This window comes from Nonomuraea sp. NPDC049624 (assembly GCF_040675255.1).
GTDB lineage: Bacteria > Actinomycetota > Actinomycetes > Streptosporangiales > Streptosporangiaceae > Nonomuraea.
This window is the reverse complement of the sequence record NZ_JBFAOR010000009.1, coordinates 22,465-40,074: the sequence shown is the minus strand read 5'-3', so window position 1 is coordinate 40,074 and position 17,610 is coordinate 22,465. Positions and strand designations below refer to the sequence as shown.

Below are 17,610 nucleotides of genomic sequence, written 5' to 3'. Positions count from 1 at the left end.
CGGGCCTCGCGACGGCGCTCACGACCGGCCTCCGGCGTAGCGCAGGATCAGCAGCCCGGCGATGCCCGCCACGCCCACCACGCCCGACGCCAGCCCGACGGGGTTCAGATCGCCCCGCGTGACGATGCCGGCCGCCACGTTCACCGAGACCCCGACCACCGCCGTGATCCACAGCAGGGCGCGCAACGCCGGTCGCCGCGGCTGGGTTCGCGGCCGGGTCCGCGGGCTGTACGCCGCCCGCTCATATGTGTCAATTCTGTACGGATCGCTCATGGGGACAACGCTATGGACGCCGGTCTCCGCGCTGAATCCCGCCAGCAACCGAAGTGACGGTACAGACTGCTGTAGTACGTACGGGCACGGATCGGGAGGAAGACGTGGTGCAGCGGATCGGGGGCATCGGGGTGGGCGAGATCGGCCGGGCCTTGGTGACGGGCCTGTGCGAGGGCCCTGGCGAGCGTCCCGAGGTGTTCCTCTCCCCGCGGAGCGCCCGGGGCGGCGTGCTCGCGGCCGATGACGAGGCGGCCTTCAACGTCTTCTCGGCGCTGACCGCCACGCTCACCACCCACCTGTCCTACCTGGCCACGCTCAGCACGTGGGCCGCCGGGCACGGCGTGCCGCCCGAGGTGGCCGAGGGCTACGTCCGCGGCCTGTTCCAGGGGCTCGGCCGGGCCCTGGGCGAGGAGAGCCGTTCGCTGGCGCGGCTCGCGGCCGACCACGAGACCCCGAACGGCAGCAACGAACGCGTCCGCACCACCTGGTTCACCCCGGCCAGCTCGCAGGCCCTGGCCGAGACGCTCGACGACCTGCTCGACCGCCTCACCTGACCGCGGCCTCCCGGCCGGGCGGTCACCGGCAGTCCTTCCTCCCCGGCGCGCAGAACCGCACCTCCGGGTAGCGCGCCGACGGCCCGTCCAGCAACGGTTGCGGCCTGCCGCGCAGGTGCAGGTCGAGGAAGGCCAGGACGTACGCGCGGACGATCTGCGTGGGCCGGGCCGCGCCCAGGGAGCCCGGCGCGCCCAGGCCGAGCGCCCCGGCCAGCAGCGGCACGTCGGTGAAGGACTGGTGGTCCGCGCCGGGCAGGGTCAGCCACCGCTTCCAGCCGGACAGCAGCCTCCAGTCGCGGTCCCAGGAGGTGTCGCGCCCGCCCGGCCGGTGGTCCGCCGACCCCAGGAACAGGAACGGCCGCGACAACCCGCCCTCGGGGATCCGGGCGTACGTGGTGCCGTCCATGTCGAGGCCGGCGCGGATCCGGCAGTCCTTCAGCATGGCCGCCACCGCCGCGGCCCCGCCGATCGAGTGGCCCGCCATCGCGATCCTGCTCCGGTCGATCAGCCGCGAGCCCGGCCACGCGGGGTCCGGGCCGGTCAGCCGGTCGAGCACGAAGGAGACGTCGGCCGCCCGCACATCGGTCACCCTCGGCCCGAACCCCGGGTCGGTGTCGCTGTCGCAGGCCACGCACGCGGCGACGCGCCCGCCGGGGAAGGTCGTGGCGTAGTTCTCGTAGGCGTGGTCGACGCCGGCGACGACGTACCCGTGGGAGGCCAGGTCCTCGGCGAGGGCGGTCAGCGTGCCGCGCGGCAGGGTGAACCCGGGGGAGAGCACCACCAGGGGCAGGCCGCCCGTCCGCCCGTCCGGTTCCGCGCCGGTGCGGGCGTTGGTCCGCACCTTGCTCAGCACGTCGGAGGGCGCGCCGGTCACCCGCTTGCCCCGCAGCGTCAGCTCGGACTCCTTGGCCGACATGTAGGGCGCGGGCGTCCCGGTCCCCGTCCGCGCCGGGTACCACAGGGTGACCATCAGCTCCCTGACCTTGGCCTCGGGCACCCACGGGTCGGCGCGGGAGGCGTCCTTCAGGTACAGGACGGTCGCGCCGACCGCCCGGCCGCCGGTCGGCGGGGGCAGCGCCGGGGGAGCGGCGGGCGCGGCGGGCGCGGTGGTCGCGGCCGACGGGCGGGCGGCGGCCCTCGGCGGCGCGGGCGAGGCGCACGCCGACAGCAGGCACGACACGGTCAGGGCGGTCAAGACGGTCGACACGGCGTGGGAGATCGGCTTCGGTACGACGGCATGGCTCATGGGATGGTCCGTCCTCGTCGGCGCGGGGGATCGTCAGGGGTGCAGCAGGTTCAGCGCCGCGACCGACTCGATGACGTCGCCGGGGCGCACCCCCGCGGCCTTGGCCGGTCCGCCCGGCACGGCGGTCACGAACAGCGGGGGCAGCAGGGCGGGCAGGAGTGGGGGCAGCGGTGGCGGCGGGGCCGTCGCGGGGTCGCCGGACGGGCCGGCGCCGATCCTGAGGCCCAGGCCGTACTGGTCGCCGTCGTAGGCGTCGGGCGGGCGGCGCGTCCCGTGCGTCCAGCGGGCGTGGTCGTCGCCGGTCAGCGCCGGCATCGTGGCCTCGGGCAGGTCGTGGCCGGCGCGGTTGAGTTCCCGGACGAAGGCGGCGAACCCGGCGGTGAGCAGCGTCCGGCCGTCCAGCGCGGCGGCGCCGTAGTAGCGGGCGAGGAGGCACCGGTACGCCTGCGCCACCACGTCGATCGTCGTCGGCCGTTCCGCGCCGGGAGGAGCGCCGCCCTGCGGCGGCGCGCACACGGCCGGGGCGGCCGCGGCCGCGCCGCCGGGCCGGGCGCGCGGCGGCGTCGGCGCGGCGCAGGCCGTCGCCAGGACCAGGACGAGCCCCGCGGCCAGCGTCGTGCCCCTCATGACAGCCTCCTTCCGAGCCGGTGGAAGCAGAACGCGGTCAGGCCGAGGGCGAGCAGGACGTAGAGCCCGGTCTCGATCCACTGGAACGGCCAGAAACGCTCGAAGGGCTGGTACACCGCCCGCTGCCGCGCCATCGCCGGCAGCGTGCGGCGGACCAGCATGCCCACGGTCACGCCCAGGACGAACGCGAAGGCCGCGTACCCCATCGGGACGACGCCGCGCGCCCCGAACACCAGCGGGTCCATCAGCCCGAACCCCGGCGCGGCCGACCTGTCCAGCGGGGCGGACCACCAGGTCACCGCGAGGCTGCACAGCCCGGCGGCGGCCACCGCGGCCAGCCCGACGATCCCGATCTTGACGGCCAGCCACCGGGTGCGGGTGATGCTCTGGTTCCACACCAGCAGGTGGGTGCCGCTCTCCAGCTCGCGGGTGATCAGCGGCGCCCCCCAGAAGAGCCCGACCAGGGCCGGCAGGACCAGCACGACGAGCGTGACGGCCAGGAAGGAGGTCTGGTGCTCGTCGAAGAACCGGTCGAAGAAGCGCCCGCAGTCGCCGTCCGCGGCGCAGCCGGCGATGCCGGCCGAGTAGTCGCCGGCCAGCCGCGGCCCGGTCACGGCAAGGACAGCGGCGAGCACGGCGAGCGCGGCCGCCGTCATCGCGGCGGCGGCGCGGAACTGGCGCCAGGTCAGCCAGATCATCGCTGGGCCTCCAGGGCGAGCGGACGGGCGGCGGCGGGCCGCTCCATGTAGGCCAGCACCAGGTCCTCCAGGCTGAGCGGGGTGACCGTCCAGGCGGGGTCGTGGATCGGCGCGTCCGTGCGGACGATCAGGGTGCTCTGCCGGTCGGTGTGGCGTGCGGAGATCACCTGCTGCTCGCCGGGGAGCCGGCCGGGGTCGCGGCGCGGCCCGGTGAGCCGGTGGTGGGTGGCCAGCAGCTCCTCGACCTCGCCGGCGACCTGCACCCGCGAGTCGACCAGCACGACCACGTGGTCGCAGGTGCGTTCGAGGTCGGCGACCAGGTGGGAGGAGAGCACCACGCTGAGCTCCTGCTCGGCGACGGCCTCCATCAGGCCCTGGAGGAACTCGCGGCGGGCCAGCGGGTCGAGCGCAGCGACCGGCTCGTCCAGGAGCAGCAGTTCGGGCCGTTTGGCCAGGCCCATGGTGAGCGCGAGCTGGGCGCGCTGGCCGCCGGACAGCCTGCCCGCCCGGTGCCGCGGGTCCAGGCCCAGCCGCCGGACGCGGCCGTGGGCGAGCGCGGCGTCCCAGCCGGGTTGAGCCGCGCGCCGAGGCGTAAGTGGTCGGCGACGCTCAGCCCGGCGTAGACCGGGGCGTCCTGGGCGACGAACCCGATCCTGGCCCGCTGCCCCGGCGCGTCCGGCGGGTTCCCGCCGAGCACGGCGATGCTGCCCTCGGACGGGCTGAGCTGCCCGGCGGCCAGCTTCAGCAGCGTGGTCTTGCCGACCCCGTTGGGGCCGACCAGCCCGACGACGTGACCGGCCGGCACGTCGAGCGAGCAGTCGCGCAGGGCCCAGCGCCGGCCGTACCTTCTGCCCAGCCCCTGGGCGGTCAGGACGCCGTTCATGCCGTGTCCCGGCGCGCGGCGGCCCGGAAGGTGCTCATGAACAGCGCCTCGATGCTCTCGTCGTCGAGCCCGGCCAGGCGGGCCTTGGCCAGCCAGCGGCGCAGGTCCTGGCGGAGCGGTCCGTGCGCGGCCAGGGAGGCGTCGGCCAGCGTCCTGGTCACGAACGTGCCGACGCCCGGCCGGGCCGCCGCCAGCCCCTCGTGCTCCAGCTCGCGGTAGGCCTTCAGCACGGTGTTGGGGTTGATCGCCAGCGCGGCGACGACCTCCTTGACCGTGGGCAGCCGGTCGCCCTCGCGCAGCAGGCCCAGCCGCAGCGCGTGCCGTACCTGCTGCACCAGCTGCAGGTACGGCGACACGCCGGACCGGGCGTCCAGATAGAAGTCGATCAACCCTTCTTCCATTTATCTAGGCTCCTAGTACTATGAACCTTTGGAGATCAAGGGCGTGTAAGGAAACTCAGCCGGGCCGGTGGGCGACGGTCAGCAGGTGTCCGCTGGCGCCCAGGAGCGAGGGCTCCGACTCCATCGAGCGCTGGGCGTCCAGGAGCAGGGCCCGGCGGTGCGGGTCGTCGAGCCAGTCGTCGACGTCGCCGTGCAGCCAGAAGGTGCCCTCCAGGCCGTACCGGGCGGCGCCGGGCAGCCCGGCCTCGGCGAACTCGGCGGCCACCTCGTCCGGGTGGTGGAAGTAGGCGGTGAATCCGCGCCTGGGGGAGAGCATGACGCCGTCCGCCGCGGCGGCACGGGCCGCCTCCCGCTGCCGTTCCTCCAGGTAGGTGCCGAGGTTGACGGTGTCGAGCACGGCCGCGTACCGGTTGATGGTGGCCGCGGCCACCACCCCGCCGGGCCGTACGGCGCGCCGGGCCTCGCCCAGGGCCCGCAGCCGGTCGGCCCGGTCGGCCAGGTGGTAGAGCGGGCCCAGCAGCAGGACGGCGTCCGCGCCGCCGTCCGGCACGGGAAGCCGCCGCGCGTCGCCGACCCGGGCGCGCAGCCCCGGCACCGTCGCCGCCCGCTCCACGTGCAGCGGCACGGGATCCAGCAGCTCCACCTCGTAGCCGTCGGCCAGCAGCCATTCGGCATGTACGCCGGTGCCGCCGCCCACGTCGAGGACCCGGGCGGGGGCCGGCGGCAGCGTGCGGCGCAGCACGTCCTGGGTGCGCCAGAACTCCAGGCGGCCGCGCCCCTCGCGCAGCCGGTCGTGCTCCAGATCCTGTGCGTAGTAGGCGAGCACCTCGCGTGTCACGGTCATGATCGATCGTGGCCGGGCCGCCGGGCGGGCGGCAACGGATTTTCCCTCGGCGGATCTCGCGCACTTAGTTATCCGGGCGTATAAATTTATCCTCATGGATAATAATCAGGTCTGGCGGCTCGTCCGGATCCTCTTCGCCGCCGTGCTGCTGCTGTCGATCGCCACGCTCGGCGTGGCCGCCGTCGTCGGCGGCAACTGGGTGGTGTGGCTGCGCGCCGCCGCCGTGGCCGCCGCCTCCGCCTGGCTCGTCTCCCTCGCCGGGCAGGCCGCCCGCGGCAGACGGGCCGCCTACGTGCGCATCCGCTTCGTCTCCGTCGCCGCGCCCATCGGCGTCGTGCTCATCCTCCTCGCGCCGGACAGCGGCTACCCGCTGTGGATGAAGGCCGAGCAGGCCGTGGTCGGCGTCCTGGTCGCCGCCGTCGCGGTCGTCGTCAACCGCCGGGCCGTGCGTGCGGCGTTCCCGAAGCGTGGCAAGCTGGGCTGACATGGAGAGCTCCGGAACCCGTCAGGCGGCCACCGAGGCCCGCAAGGCCCAGATCGCCTCGGCCGCGATCGCCGTGCTCGCCGAGCGGGGATACCCGGAGACCACGTTCGAGGCCATCTGCCACCATGCCGGGCTCAGCAGCAAGAGGCTGATCTCCTACCACTTCTCCACCAAGGAGCAGCTCTTCGAGGCCGTCGTCCGGCAGGTCGTCTCCGACGCGGCCGCCTTCATGCGGCCGGCGATCGAGGCCGCGTCCGGGGCGCGGGCCCAGCTGGAGGCGTTCATCAGGGCGAACATCGCCTTCATCGCCGCCCATCCGGCCCACGTGCGCGCGGTCCAGCAGATCGCGTTCAACCGCGCGCCCGTGGGCGGCGGCGAGCGGGACGCCGCCATCGCCAGGCTGGTCGCCCTGTTCGAGGACGGCCAGCGCAGCGGCGCGTTCCGGACGTTCGACAGCGTCCTGATGGCCACGTCCCTGCGCGCCGGCATCGACGCGGTGGCCGACCGGGTCGCCGGCGGCCTCGACCCCGACCACTGCGCCGACGAGCTCGCCGAACTCTTCGACCGCGCCACCGCGCCGACACCCCGCCCGTCCTGACCGGCCGTCGGGCATGATGGTCGGCATGCTGGCCCTCGTCGACCCCACGCCCGGGTTGCGCACGTCGTTCCTGGAGGCGGTGGCCGAGTTCCGGGCCGACCGCGACTTCCCGCTCCCGTGGTTCGTCCAGGACGCCGATCCCGCGGCGCTGACCGATCCGGCGGCCTTCGCGGCCTACGTCCGGCGGCTGCTGGCCGAACGCACCCAGGCGGGCGTGCGCGCGGGGTTCGTGCCGATGACCACGCTGTGGTGGGCCGACGGCGACCGGTTCCTCGGCCGGCTGGCCGTCCGCCACCGGCTCACCCCGGAGCTGGAGCGGCTCGGCGGCCACATCGGCTACGACGTGCGCCCGAGCGCCCGCCGGCAGGGCCACGCCACGGCGATGCTGGCCGCGGCGCTGCCGATCGCCCGGCGGCTGGGCGTCGATCCCGCCCTGGTCATGTGCGACCGCACGAACACCGCCTCCCGGCGGGTCATCGAGGCCAACGGCGGCCGGCTCCTCGACCTCACCGACCGCAAACGCCGCTACCTGGTGCCCACCGTTCCCGGGTAGCGGCCCGCGGTCACGGGCGTTCGCCGCGCTGCGCGGCCCGCAGGTCGAGCCAGCCGATCAGCTTGACGTCCTCGGCGTCCAGGACCTCCCGGACGTCGGGGTCGGTGAACAGGGCCAGCTCCCAGCCGCGCTTGGCCGCGCCCGGCATGATGGCGCGCAGCTCGTCGGTGTCCTCGAAGGGATGGATGTAGATCTCCGTCACGCCCGGCCGCAGCGAGCGCAGCAGCCCGATCATGTCCTTCTTGAGCGAGTCGTAGTCCTCGCCGTCGGCCTGCTGGAAGGGCAGCGACCACAGGTGGTCGAGGATGACCACCCCGGCCTCGTCGGCCATCTCGGCCAGGGCCCGCGCCACCGGCTCCAGCTCCTCCGGCGCGCCGGTGCCGGCCAGCGAGCGGGGCAGGCGGAACGGCAGGCCGAACTCCGCGCACACCGGCAGCACGACGTCCAGGAAGTGGCGGCCGGTGGCCAGGCCGTACAGGCTGCCCATGTGGTTGTCGGCGTGCGAGGGGTCCAGGCCGAGCGCGACGGCCCTGCGGATCTGGTTGACGATCTCGGCGCGGACCTCGTCGGGGTCGGCGGACCGTTCGAAGGATGCGCAGTCGCGGAAGAAGTAGCCGGTCTCGTCCACCAGCGTGGGGACGGGCCGGTCGCGGGTGACCGGACCCCAGCGGTACCCCTCCCACTCGCTGGTCAGCGTCAGGTGCACCCCGACGTCGAAGCCCGCGGCCTCGGCGGCGGCCTGCGGCGCCCACGGGCAGGGCGTCATCACCGTGGCCGAGCTGATCGCCCCGGCCCGCAGGAGGGCGGTGATGCCGAGGTTGGCCGACCGGCTCATGCCGTAGTCGTCGGCGTTGACGATGAGCAGCCGGTCGTCGGGGGCGTGGCCGAGCCGGGAGGCGAGCGTCATCAGGCAACCCTTCGTAGGCGGCGGCCGGCGGACGACCCCGCGCGACCGATCGTGCAGCACGCGGCGACCTTCGTCAATCACCGCCCGGCGATCAGTGCTCCAGCGGCGTGAGGTCGAGCGCGGCCAGCCGGCCGGGGGACCGCGCCGATGGGCGAGCGGCGGAAGGCCGCGGCCTGCCCGGCCACCTTCGCCGCGCCTCGGACGACCTTCATGCCGCCGGTGAGCCGGCCGCCACCGGCGTGCGCTCCACGATGGGCGCGATCTGCTCGAACGGCATCCCGAACATGTCGTGCAGCACGAACGCCAGCCGCTCGGCCGGCGACAACGACTCCAGCACGACCAGCAGCGCCAGGCCCACCGAGTCGGCCAGCAGCACCTCCTGCTCGGGGCCCGCGGCCGGGTCGGCGGCCTCGGCCCGTCCGACCACCGGGTCAGGCAGCCGCGCCGCCAGCGGCTCCTCCCGCAGGGCCTTGCGGGCGCGCAGGACGTCCAGGCAGACCCGGCTCACCACGGTGGTCAGCCAGGCGCCCAGGTTGGCGATGTCACCCGCGTCCGAACGCGCCAGCCGCAGCCACGCCTCCTGGACCGCGTCCTCGGCCTCGGTCAGCGAGCCGAGCATGCGGTAGGCGACCGCCTACAGATGGGGACGATGCCCCTCGAACCGGTCGGCCAGCAAGTCATGGGGACTCATGTCGATATTTCCTCTCAAAGTGGCGTCCTCATTCTGCCGACGCGTCGGACGGGAGAAAGGTGACCGCGGCCGGTCCGGGGACTGCGCGACGTCCTCGAGGAGCTCGGCGACGCGCGGCACTTGCCGGGCAGGCGCGCACGCGAGACCGTGGCCGGATGCGTGACATCCCCGGCCCTCCTCCCGCGGCGGACGGCGGGCTGAGCGCCGTCGCGGCCGCCGGCGGCCTGCACACCTACCAGCTGCGGCTGCACGAGCGGTACGGCCCGCTGGTGCGCTTCCAGCTCCCCGGCGCGCCGGTCGCGATCTCGGTGGCCGACCCCGTGCTGCTGGAGGCCACGGCTGCCATCGACGAACGCCCCGACGAGCTCTTCGCGTTCCTGGCCCCCCTGTGCGAGGCCGGCAACCTGCAGACGCTCCCCGCCGACGAGCACGGCCCCTTCCGCCGGGTCCTGCTGTCGGTGCTCGCCGGCCGCCGCTCGCACGAGGCGCACTTCGCCGGCTTCGTCACCCTGGCCACCGAGCTGGCCGACCGCTGGGAGCGCGCCGCCGCCGACGGCCCGGTGGCGCTCCAGCAGGACCTGAGCGAGCTGTCCCTGCGCATGATCGCTCGGTACGCCCTGGGCGGCGGCCTCGCCGACCCGGCGCGGGTGGTGAACGCGTTCGAGACCGTGCTGACCGTCCACCTCGGCCGCCGGCCCGAGCGCGACGACGACCTCGCCCGCGCCGACCGGGCGCTGGCGTACCTGCGCGAGGTCGTGGACGGGGTGCTGGCCCGCGGCGGCAGCGAGCTGGTCACCGCCCTGGCACGGGCCGACATGTCGCCCGCCCGGATCAGGGACACCGTGCTCATGATCATGCTCGCCGCCCACCACACCACCGGCGTGGCCGTCTCCTGGACCCTGCACCTGCTCGCGCGCAACCCCGGCCCCGCCGCGCGGGTGGCCGCCGAGCTGGACGACGTGCTGGGCGACCGCGCCGCCCCCGGCTACGCCGACCTGCGCCGCCTGCCGTACCTGGAGATGGCGCTCAAGGAGTCGATGCGGCTCTACCCGCCCGGCCCGTACGGCGCCCGCCAGACCACCGAGGACCTCACCCTGGACGGCCACCACGTCCCGGCGGGCACCACGATCTTCTACCCCTTCTGGGCCGTGCACCTCGACCCCCGCCACTGGCCGGACCCGCACGCCTTCCGGCCCGACCGCTTCACTCCCGAGGAGCAGGCCGCCCGCCACCGCTACGCCTACCTCCCCTTCGGCCTCGGGCCGCGCGGCTGCGAGGGCGCGAGCCTGGCCATGGTGGAGGCCGAGCTGGTGCTCGCCGTGCTGCTCAGGCGGTTCGCCTTCGAGCCGGTCGAGGACCATCCGGTGACGCCCGTCGAACGTTTCGTGTTGTGGGCCGAGCACGACATCCGCATGCGCCTGACCCGCCGCTTCCCCCGCTGACCACCCGGACGGATGTGGCGGGGCTTGCCTCGGCGTGCCCGCTGGCATATGAGTGATGCACGCTCGTTCGGACGCCGCCGGCATGCACGGGGAGAGTCGATGAACATCCGCGGGAAGGCGACGGCCGCTGTGGCGGCCGGCGTCCTGGTCACGATCACCACCCTCGCCGCGGGCGGCCCGCCCGCCTCGGCGTCGGCGCCGGGGGTGACGCACGAGGACAACCCCCGGGTCCCCGCGGGCGCCGCGTGGACGGAGGCGTACTTCCCCTCCTCCGACGGCAGCGGCGTCGAGCTGCACGCCGACGTGCTCCGCCCGGCGCACCTGCCGGCCGGCGCGCGGACGCCGGTCATCGTCTCGGTCGGCCCCTACTTCGCCCACGCCGGGCAGACCGGCCCGGAGGGATGGGACCAGGTCGGGCCCTCGGCGCGCTTCCGGGACTTCGTGGACGGCGCCGGGCTGATGGCCCGCGGCTACACCTTCGTGATGGTCGACCTGCGCGGCTTCGGCGGCAGCACCGGCTGCCTCGACTGGGTCGGGCCGGGCGAGCAGGCCGACGTGCGGGCCGCCGTCGAGTGGTCGGCGGCCCAGCCCTGGTCCACCGGCAAGGTCGGCATGTACGGCAAGTCGTACGACGCGGTCACCGGCCTGGTCGGCAACAACCTCAGGCTGCCGAGCCTGAAGGCGGTCGTCGCCCAGGAGCCGGTCTGGAACATGTACAACTACCTGTTCAGCAACAAGGTCCCGCGGCCCAACGTCACGGGCACGCCGGAGGCGTACAACTCGATCGCGACGATGCCGCCGATGGCCGGCGACAGCGACCGGTACAAGGCGAACGCCCAGTACGAGACCGCCCACCCCGCCTGCCTGACCGACAACATCACCAACAACAACAATCCCGACCTGCGCTCGGCGTACTGGCGGGCCCGCAACCTGGCCGACCGGGCGGCCGGCACCAGCACGCCGCTGCTGGTCACCCAGGGCTTCATCGAGCCCAACACCAAGCCCGAGGACATGGAGGTCTACCTGGACAACCACCGCGGGCGCGAACGCGGCTGGCTCGGCCAGTGGGAGCACGTGCGCGGCAACGACACCGACGCCCAGGGCCGGCTGCTGCAGGGACGGGCCGGCTGGTTCGACGAGGTGATGCGGTTCTACGACCAGTACCTGCGCGGCGTGCGCCCCTCGGTGGACGACCCGGCGTACGCGATCGAGGACAGCCTCGGCGCCTGGCGCGCCCAGCCGGCCTGGCCGGTGGTCACGACGTCGTACGAGGCCCGGCTGTCGGCCGGCGCGTACCTCGACGACGGCGGCGGCGCCGCGGCGACGGCGACCACGGCCCCCTCCGGCCGCTGGGACATGGAGCACGCGCCGCCGCTCGAACCGCTCTCCACCGCCGAGAAGAGCTCGGCCAGGCAGAGCGCGGCCGCCTCGGGCAGCTTCTGGACCTGGTCCACGCCCGCCGCCGAGCGGCTCAGGCTCACCGGCACGCCGCGGATCAGGCTCGACGCGAGCACGACCGGCAACGTCATGGTCCGCCTGTGGGACGTCGCCCCCGACGGCAGGGCGACGATGTTCGACGAGAACGTGGCTCTGCTGGAGCGCCGCGGCCCGATCGCGTTCGACCTGAAGTCGGCCGACTGGACCTTCGAACCGGGCCACCGGCTGGGCGTGCAGATCGGCACCATCGAGTCCAACGGCTGGCTGGACGTGCCCTCGGGCAACACGATCAAGGTCTCCGGCGCGCGGCTGAGCCTGGACCTGCTGTCCACGCGGCACGACGTGCCCACCCAGGGGGACCGCTCGCCGTACCTGGACCGGTACCTGGCGGCCTACACCACCACGCTCGGCGGCGTCGGCCCCGGCACCTTCCCGCTGCGGCTGTCCCGCCGCTGACCCGGCCGTCCCCGGCCCGGCGCGCGCCCGACGGACGGGCCGGGGAACGTCAGAGTGCCTCGCTCCGGGCGCGCAGGAACCCGGCCATCGCCTCGACGCCGACAGCGATCGCGCGCTCGTCCGCCACGAAGTCCGGGTCGTGCGGCGCGCCCCGCTCGCCCACGCCGAAGAAGAACATCGCCCCCGGCGCCCGCTCCAGGAACAGCCCGAAATCCTCCCCGTTGAACGGATAGGACGCGTGCAGCAGCAGGGCGTCCAGATGACGGGCGCCGGCTAGAGCCTGCTCCGGCGAGTTGACCGACGACGGATGACGGCCGACGAACCGCACGCGTGACCCGGCCTCGGCGCGCAGCAACGAGCGGATGCCGGCGTACCGGCTGTCCGGCCAGGCCCGGACCCACCCCTGCACGGCGTCCGGCTCGCGGTGGGCCTGGGCGTACACGAAGGTCGCCAGGGGGCCGTCCGGGATCTGCAGGTCGGCCGCCAGTTGTGCCATCTCCTGCGGGGTGGCCGGCGGCGTCACCGTCGACAGGCCCTCGACCAGCGCCTCGAAGCGCCGCGCCTCCTCCGGTGTCAGGCCCTCGATGCGGAAGACGTCCTGGCCGGGGTGCCCGAAGCCCGGGGCCACCGCGAACGTGCCCGTGGGCAGGCGCGCAGTGCAGGGCGTACACCTCGCGCGGCGGGACCGGGTCCATGGCCCCGTCGCCGATCATGGCGCGGGCGCCCTCGCAGGTCTCCTCGGCGGGCTGGAAGAAGAAGACCGTCCGCCCCGGGCTTCGCTCGCGGGCCAGGGCGCGCGCGACGCCCACGCCGATCGCGGTGTGCACGTCGTGCCCGCACAGGTGGCCGGCGCCGCCGGGCACGGCGACCGCGTCCATGTCGGCCCGGTAGCCGATCGCGGGGCCGTCGCCGGCGTCCAGGACCGCGACCACGCCGTGGCCGCCGACGCCGGTCCGGACCTCCAGGCCCGTCTCCCGCAGCGCCGCCGCCACCAGGGCCGCGGTGCGCCGTTCCTGGCCGGCCGGCTCGGGGTGGCGGTGGATCTCGCGGCGTAACTCGATCAGGTCGTCGTCGCTCATGGCCGAATGCTGGCACATCATCCGGGACCCCAACTGCCGGGAAAGGGGTGGATTTGGGGTGACGCCGGTGTCAAGGTTGCATACTTCCCCGCATGATCTTCACGCAGGCAGAGCTCGACTACCTGGCCGGACAGCACCTCGGCCGGCTGGCCACCGTCTCCCCCTCCGGAGACGTGCAGAACAACCCCGTCGGCTTCTTCGTGGACGCGGCCACGGGCACGATCACCATCGGCGGGCACGCGATGGGCGCCTCCAAGAAGTTCAGGAACGTCCAGCGGGGCAGCACCGCCGCGCTCGTCGTGGACGACCTGGCCTCGGTCGACCCGTGGGTGGTGCGCGGCATCGAGATCCGGGGCACGGCGGTGGCGCTGGCCGACCACGAGCCGCCGGTGCCGTACTTCTCGCGGGAGGTCATCGTGATCACCCCGGTCAGGATCGTGTCGTGGGGGATCGACGGCGGGCGGTCGTCCCGGACCGTCTGAGGGCGCGGGCCGGCGCCGGCTAGCGCGGCGGGCGCCAGCCGTGCGCGAGAAGGTCGAAGACCTGCTCGACGGCCCCGCGAAGGTCCTGCCGCCCCCGCGTGAGCGCCGGCGTCTCCAGGACGAACCGGGCGAGCGCGTGGCAGGCGACGTCGTCGGGGGCCACGCCCGCGTCCTCGGCGATGGCCGCGCCCAGGGCGGCGGCGTGCCGGGTCCACATCCGTTCGTAGTACGCCAGCAGCGCCGGCGTGGACTCCACCAGCTCGGTGAACCCTTCCCGCAGCGGATGGGCCGCGACCTGCGGCCAGGACGCCAGCACGTGCCCGCGCAGCGCCTCGACGACGCTCTGGCCCTCCGGACGCCCGCGCACCGCCGCGACCAGCTCCGCCTCCCGGTCGGCCTCCTCGTCGAAGACCAGCGCCTCCTTGCCCGGGAAGTGCTTGAACAGCGTGGTGGTGGACACGTCGGCCGCCTCGGCGACGTCCCTGACGCTCACCCGGTCGTAGCCGTGCTCCAGGAACAGGCGCAGGGCGGCGTCGGCGATGGCTCGGCGGGTGGCGGCCTTCTTGCGTTCGCGGCGGCCGGCGACGGGTGGCGTGTCCATGCCGCCCACCCTACCAAAAGGTGGCATAGGTGAATTAGTTGACCGGTTGCACTTTTGTACTCGTTCTGCTTCTCTGGAACGGCGGCGCTCGCCGTACCCACCCCTGATCACGAACGAGAGGTCCAGCCATGCGCTCACCCGCACCCGCCACCGCGCGCATCCACGTCGTCGGAGCGGGCCCCGGCGGGCTCACCTGCGCCCGCATCCTGCAACGGCACGGCATCCCCGTGACCGTCCACGACCGCGACGCCCATCCGCGCGCCCGCGACCAGGGCGGCACCCTCGACCTGCACGCCGACGACGGGCAGATCGCCCTGCGCGAAGCCGGCCTGCTCGACGACTTCCTCCGGCTGGCCCGCCCGGAAGGGCAGGAGATGCGGCTGCTCGACCCGTCCGGACGGCTCCTCGACCACCATGTCCCGGCCGAGGGCGAGCTCCACAAGCCGGAGATCGACCGCGGTGTGCTGCGCGACCTGCTGCTCGGCTCGTTGGAGCCCGGGACCGTCCGGTGGGGCTCGGCCGTCGATCAGGTCACCGGGCCAGCCGGCGGCCCGCGCCGGGTGCACTTCCGCGACGGCACGTCCGTCGAGGCGGACCTGGTCATCGGGGCCGACGGCGCGTTCTCCCGGGTGCGACCCGCGGTCTCGTCCGCGGCGCCGCGCTACACGGGGGTCACCTTCCTGGAGGCGTGGTTCCACGACGTCGAGAACGCCCACCCCGGCCTCGCCGCGCTCGTCGGCCAGGGCGGCGCCACCGCGGCCGACGGCGACCGCGCCCTGTTCGCCCAGCGCAACGGCGGCGACCACATCCGCGTCTACGTCATCCAGCGCCTGCCCGCCGGGTGGATCGCCGCGAGCGGCCTGAGCGCCGGCGACACCGCCGGGATCCGCGCCCGGCTGCTCGACGCGTTCTCCGGCTGGTCGCCGGACCTGCTCCGGATGATCACCGGCAACGACGGGCCGTACGTCGATCGCCCGCTGTTCGCGCTGCCCGTCCCGCACGTGTGGGCGCGGTCGTCCAGCGTGACCCTGCTCGGCGACGCCGCCCACCTCATGCCGCCGCTCGGCGCCGGCGCCAACCTGGCCATGCTGGACGCCTGCGAGCTCGCCCTCGCGCTGGCCGGCTGCGCCACGGTGGCGGAGGCCGTGGCCGCGTACGAGAGCACCATGCTCCCGCGCGCGGCGGAGACGGCCCGCGCCCTTGAGCACGGCGCCGAGGCGCTGCTCGAACGGCACGAGAGCGGCGAGCTCGCCGCCTTCGCCCCGCCCCACCGCTGACCCCGGCCCCCACCGCTGACCCGGCCCCCGCCCTGACCCCGGCCCCCGCCCTGACCCCGGCCCCCGCCCTGACCCCGGCCCCCGCCCTGACCCCGGCCCCCGCCCTGACCCCGGCCCGGCCCCGGGGGCCTAACGCGTGGCCGCGGTCACGAACAGCGGCAGGGCGAGGAACAGCCGTCCCGTCCGCCCCCGTTCCCGCTGCTCGGCGAGCCAGCCCTCGGCCTCTGCCGCGCCGACCGTCCCGGCCGCACGCGCCTTCCCCGCGAGCTCGGCCAGCACGGGCACCATCGTCGCGTCGGTCATGACGCTGGTGTGCACCTCGACGGTGACGTCGGAGAAACCGGCGTCCAGCAGCAGGTTGCGGGTGCCGCGGACGACGCGGGGCGACCTGACGAGGTCGGCGCGGGCGTGCACGATCCGGCGGGTGAGCGCGGCGTCGCCGGAGTCGATGACGATGGTGTCCCAGTCCTGCCCGATCAGTACGATCCGCCCCCCGGGCGCGAGCACGCGCCGCGCCTCGGCCACGGCGCGGGCCGGGTCGTCCAGGACGTGGTACACCTTCTCGGCCCGGTAGCCGCGCAGCTCGCCGTCGGCGAACGGCAGCGCGTACGCCTCCGCCACCCGGAACTCGGCGGCCGGCCACCGCCCGGCCGCCACGCCGATCATCCGCTCGTCGGGGTCGACGCCGATCGCCCGCGCGCCCAGCCCGGCCATCTCCGCCGCCGCGCGGCCGGATCCGCAGCCGACGTCGGCCACCGCCGCCCGCGGGGCGAGGCCGAGCAACTCGTAGGAACGCGCCCGCAGCGCGGCCGCCCCGGGCAGGTGGTCCGCGAGGTCGAGCAGGGCGATGAGCGCGTCGGTCTCCTGGCCGGTACGGCCGGTCGTCTGGTTCTTGGTCATGTGCGGGATCCTGCGGCTTCAAGTGTGCTTGAAGTCAAGCCGCTTCCTGGGATCGACGGTCCTGGGAAGAGCGGTCCGTTCCGCCGCGGGCGCGGGAGCGGCAGGGTGGGCTGCGGCCGCGCGAAGGGCCGGTCCGGACGAGGAGGGTGATCAGGCGATGAAGGCTGTGCGGTTCCACGAGTACGGCGGGATCGACGTCCTGCGGGTGGAGGAGGTCGAGCGTCCGGCGCCGGGGCCCGGTCAGGTGCTGGTCGAGGTGCGGGCGGCCGGGATCCAGCCCGGCGAGACGATGATCCGCCAGGGGGCGCGGCACGGGCGCTGGCCGGCGACGTTCCCGTCCGGGCAGGGCAGCGATCTGGCCGGCGTGGTGGTGGCGGCAGGTCCGGAGGTGCGCGGGTTCGCGGTGGGCGACGAGGTGCTCGGCTTCACCCACCGCCGGGCGAGCCACGCGGAGTTCGTCGTGGCCGACGACGTGGCGCTGACCCTGCGGCCGGCGGGGCTGCCCTGGGAGGTGGCCGGGTCGTTGTACGTGGCCGGCACGACGGCGTACGCCACGGTGTTCGCGGTCGATCCGGGGCCGGGGGAGACGGTGGTGGTGTCCGGGGCGGCGGGCGGCGTCGGGTCCATCGCCGTGCAGCTCGCGCGGCGGCGCGGCGCGACGGTGATCGGGCTGGCGAGCGAGGCCAACCACGCCTGGTTGCGGGGGCACGGCGTCGTGCCGGTCGCGTACGGGGAGGGCGTGGCCGCGCGGATCCGGTCGGCGACCGGCGGGAAGGTGCACGCGTTCGTCGACACCTACGGGGACGGCTACGTCGACCTGGCGGTAGAGCTGGGCGTGCGGCCCGAGCGGATCGACACGATCTGCGACTGGGCGGGCGCGGCCAGGGTCGGCGCGCGGACGTACGGGGAAGGGGCGGCCGCCTGCGCGGTCGTGGTCGGGGAGCTGGCCCGGCTCGCCGCGCGGGGGGAGCTGGAGGTGCCGATCGCCCGCGTGTATCCGCTGGAGCGGGTCCGGGACGCGTTCGGCGAGCTGGAACGGCGGCACACCCACGGCAAGATCGTCCTCAGGCCGTAGCCGCGGGCCACTGACCGGTGGCGCGGATGCAGAACAGCGCGTGCACCTTTGGCCGGGTGGTGCGGACGGGGAGCAGCGTGTGCGGCGGGTCGTCTTCGGCCT

Annotated in this window: 21 protein-coding genes and 3 pseudogenes; 10 read left to right on the top strand and 14 right to left on the bottom strand. The window is 74.7% G+C overall.

Annotated features, from left to right (window positions below):
• Nucleotides 1-18 precede the first annotated feature (18 nt).
• Nucleotides 19-273, bottom strand: a complete 255-nt coding sequence (locus AB0J76_RS34045) for a hypothetical protein (protein WP_352324421.1) — start codon at nucleotides 271-273, stop codon at nucleotides 19-21.
• Between the two features lie 107 nt (nucleotides 274-380).
• Between AB0J76_RS34045 and AB0J76_RS34040 the strand changes: the two genes are divergently transcribed.
• Nucleotides 381-827, top strand: coding sequence for a hypothetical protein (locus AB0J76_RS34040; protein WP_352324420.1), 447 nt, complete (start codon nucleotides 381-383; stop codon nucleotides 825-827).
• 22 nt (nucleotides 828-849) lie between these two features.
• Here the strand turns inward: AB0J76_RS34040 and AB0J76_RS34035 are convergent, their stop codons facing one another.
• From AB0J76_RS34035 to AB0J76_RS34005, 7 genes and pseudogenes are all read right to left on the bottom strand, one after another.
• Nucleotides 850-2,073: an alpha/beta hydrolase gene (locus tag AB0J76_RS34035; RefSeq protein WP_352324419.1), complete on the bottom strand. Its 1,224-nt coding sequence runs from the start codon at nucleotides 2,071-2,073 to the stop codon at nucleotides 850-852.
• Nucleotides 2,074-2,106: 33 nt separating this feature from the next.
• Nucleotides 2,107-2,700: a hypothetical protein gene (locus AB0J76_RS34030; RefSeq protein ID WP_352324418.1), complete on the bottom strand. Its 594-nt coding sequence runs from the start codon at nucleotides 2,698-2,700 to the stop codon at nucleotides 2,107-2,109.
• Nucleotides 2,697-3,398 (bottom strand): hypothetical protein, encoded by a 702-nt coding sequence (locus AB0J76_RS34025; RefSeq protein ID WP_352324417.1) that lies wholly within the window; start codon nucleotides 3,396-3,398, stop codon nucleotides 2,697-2,699. The genes AB0J76_RS34030 and AB0J76_RS34025 overlap by 4 nt, the downstream gene beginning before the upstream one ends.
• Nucleotides 3,395-3,895 (bottom strand): AAA family ATPase, encoded by a 501-nt coding sequence (locus AB0J76_RS34020; RefSeq protein ID WP_352324444.1) that lies wholly within the window; start codon nucleotides 3,893-3,895, stop codon nucleotides 3,395-3,397. The genes AB0J76_RS34025 and AB0J76_RS34020 overlap by 4 nt, the downstream gene beginning before the upstream one ends.
• Before the next feature lie 158 nt (nucleotides 3,896-4,053).
• Nucleotides 4,054-4,281 (bottom strand): annotated as a pseudogene (locus tag AB0J76_RS34015) (ATP-binding cassette domain-containing protein); the annotation flags it as partial.
• Nucleotides 4,278-4,682 carry a GntR family transcriptional regulator gene (locus AB0J76_RS34010; RefSeq protein ID WP_352324416.1) on the bottom strand — a complete coding sequence of 135 codons (405 nt, stop codon included), beginning with the start codon at nucleotides 4,680-4,682 and terminating at the stop codon, nucleotides 4,278-4,280. The gene AB0J76_RS34010 and the pseudogene AB0J76_RS34015, both read right to left, overlap by 4 nt.
• 55 nt (nucleotides 4,683-4,737) lie before the next feature.
• Entirely contained in the window at nucleotides 4,738-5,526 is a 789-nt protein-coding gene (locus AB0J76_RS34005; RefSeq protein ID WP_364391781.1) for a methyltransferase domain-containing protein, read from the bottom strand.
• A 94-nt stretch (nucleotides 5,527-5,620) separates the two neighbouring features.
• Between AB0J76_RS34005 and AB0J76_RS34000 the strand changes: the two genes are divergently transcribed.
• From AB0J76_RS34000 to AB0J76_RS33990, 3 genes are read left to right on the top strand one after another with little or no spacing between them, the layout of a single operon-like run.
• The gene (locus AB0J76_RS34000; protein ID WP_352330754.1) at nucleotides 5,621-6,010 is read left to right on the top strand and encodes a hypothetical protein; all 390 of its coding nucleotides are present in this window, start codon (nucleotides 5,621-5,623) and stop codon (nucleotides 6,008-6,010) included.
• A gap of 1 nt (nucleotide 6,011) precedes the next feature.
• Nucleotides 6,012-6,608 (top strand): TetR/AcrR family transcriptional regulator, encoded by a 597-nt coding sequence (locus AB0J76_RS33995; protein ID WP_352330756.1) that lies wholly within the window; start codon nucleotides 6,012-6,014, stop codon nucleotides 6,606-6,608.
• Nucleotides 6,609-6,633: 25 nt separating this feature from the next.
• Nucleotides 6,634-7,161 carry a GNAT family N-acetyltransferase gene (locus AB0J76_RS33990; RefSeq protein WP_352330757.1) on the top strand — a complete coding sequence of 176 codons (528 nt, stop codon included), beginning with the start codon at nucleotides 6,634-6,636 and terminating at the stop codon, nucleotides 7,159-7,161.
• Between the two features lie 10 nt (nucleotides 7,162-7,171).
• On the opposite strand, the gene AB0J76_RS33985 is transcribed toward AB0J76_RS33990, so the two are convergent.
• Nucleotides 7,172-8,068 carry a polysaccharide deacetylase family protein gene (locus AB0J76_RS33985; protein WP_352330759.1) on the bottom strand — a complete coding sequence of 299 codons (897 nt, stop codon included), beginning with the start codon at nucleotides 8,066-8,068 and terminating at the stop codon, nucleotides 7,172-7,174.
• Between the two features lie 226 nt (nucleotides 8,069-8,294).
• Nucleotides 8,295-8,759: pseudogene (locus tag AB0J76_RS33980) on the bottom strand (sigma-70 family RNA polymerase sigma factor); the annotation flags it as partial.
• A gap of 155 nt (nucleotides 8,760-8,914) precedes the next feature.
• On the opposite strand from AB0J76_RS33980, the gene AB0J76_RS33975 reads away from it, so the two are divergent.
• Together AB0J76_RS33975 and AB0J76_RS33970 are read left to right on the top strand one after the other, a co-directional pair.
• Nucleotides 8,915-10,201 carry a cytochrome P450 gene (locus AB0J76_RS33975; RefSeq protein WP_352326426.1) on the top strand — a complete coding sequence of 429 codons (1,287 nt, stop codon included), beginning with the start codon at nucleotides 8,915-8,917 and terminating at the stop codon, nucleotides 10,199-10,201.
• 99 nt (nucleotides 10,202-10,300) lie between these two features.
• Complete coding sequence (locus AB0J76_RS33970; RefSeq protein ID WP_352326424.1) at nucleotides 10,301-12,094, top strand: CocE/NonD family hydrolase; 1,794 nt, start codon at nucleotides 10,301-10,303, stop codon at nucleotides 12,092-12,094.
• A 49-nt stretch (nucleotides 12,095-12,143) separates the two neighbouring features.
• Here the strand turns inward: AB0J76_RS33970 and AB0J76_RS33965 are convergent, their stop codons facing one another.
• Together AB0J76_RS33965 and AB0J76_RS33960 are read right to left on the bottom strand one after the other, a co-directional pair.
• Nucleotides 12,144-12,722: a hypothetical protein gene (locus tag AB0J76_RS33965; RefSeq protein ID WP_352326423.1), complete on the bottom strand. Its 579-nt coding sequence runs from the start codon at nucleotides 12,720-12,722 to the stop codon at nucleotides 12,144-12,146.
• Between the two features lie 67 nt (nucleotides 12,723-12,789).
• Nucleotides 12,790-12,972 (bottom strand): annotated as a pseudogene (locus AB0J76_RS33960) (M20/M25/M40 family metallo-hydrolase); the annotation flags it as partial.
• Between AB0J76_RS33960 and AB0J76_RS33955 the strand changes: the two are divergent.
• Both AB0J76_RS33955 and AB0J76_RS33950 read left to right on the top strand, forming a co-directional pair.
• A complete protein-coding gene (locus AB0J76_RS33955; protein WP_352326422.1) occupies nucleotides 12,925-13,149 on the top strand; it encodes a hypothetical protein in 225 nt (74 codons plus the stop codon). The pseudogene AB0J76_RS33960 and the gene AB0J76_RS33955 sit on opposite strands and share 48 nt — an antisense overlap.
• A gap of 116 nt (nucleotides 13,150-13,265) precedes the next feature.
• Complete coding sequence (locus tag AB0J76_RS33950; RefSeq protein ID WP_352326421.1) at nucleotides 13,266-13,655, top strand: PPOX class F420-dependent oxidoreductase; 390 nt, start codon at nucleotides 13,266-13,268, stop codon at nucleotides 13,653-13,655.
• 19 nt (nucleotides 13,656-13,674) lie between these two features.
• Here AB0J76_RS33950 and AB0J76_RS33945 read toward each other — a convergent pair whose 3' ends face one another.
• Nucleotides 13,675-14,256, bottom strand: coding sequence for a helix-turn-helix domain-containing protein (locus tag AB0J76_RS33945; protein ID WP_352326420.1), 582 nt, complete (start codon nucleotides 14,254-14,256; stop codon nucleotides 13,675-13,677).
• Nucleotides 14,257-14,384: 128 nt separating this feature from the next.
• Between AB0J76_RS33945 and AB0J76_RS33940 the strand changes: the two genes are divergently transcribed.
• Nucleotides 14,385-15,533, top strand: coding sequence for an NAD(P)/FAD-dependent oxidoreductase (locus AB0J76_RS33940; protein WP_352326419.1), 1,149 nt, complete (start codon nucleotides 14,385-14,387; stop codon nucleotides 15,531-15,533).
• Nucleotides 15,534-15,662: 129 nt separating this feature from the next.
• Here the strand turns inward: AB0J76_RS33940 and AB0J76_RS33935 are convergent, their stop codons facing one another.
• Nucleotides 15,663-16,433, bottom strand: a complete 771-nt coding sequence (locus AB0J76_RS33935) for a methyltransferase domain-containing protein (RefSeq protein WP_352326417.1) — start codon at nucleotides 16,431-16,433, stop codon at nucleotides 15,663-15,665.
• A 157-nt stretch (nucleotides 16,434-16,590) separates the two neighbouring features.
• Between AB0J76_RS33935 and AB0J76_RS33930 the strand changes: the two genes are divergently transcribed.
• A complete protein-coding gene (locus tag AB0J76_RS33930; protein ID WP_352326416.1) occupies nucleotides 16,591-17,508 on the top strand; it encodes an NADP-dependent oxidoreductase in 918 nt (305 codons plus the stop codon).
• The last annotated feature ends 102 nt before the right edge of the window (nucleotides 17,509-17,610 follow it).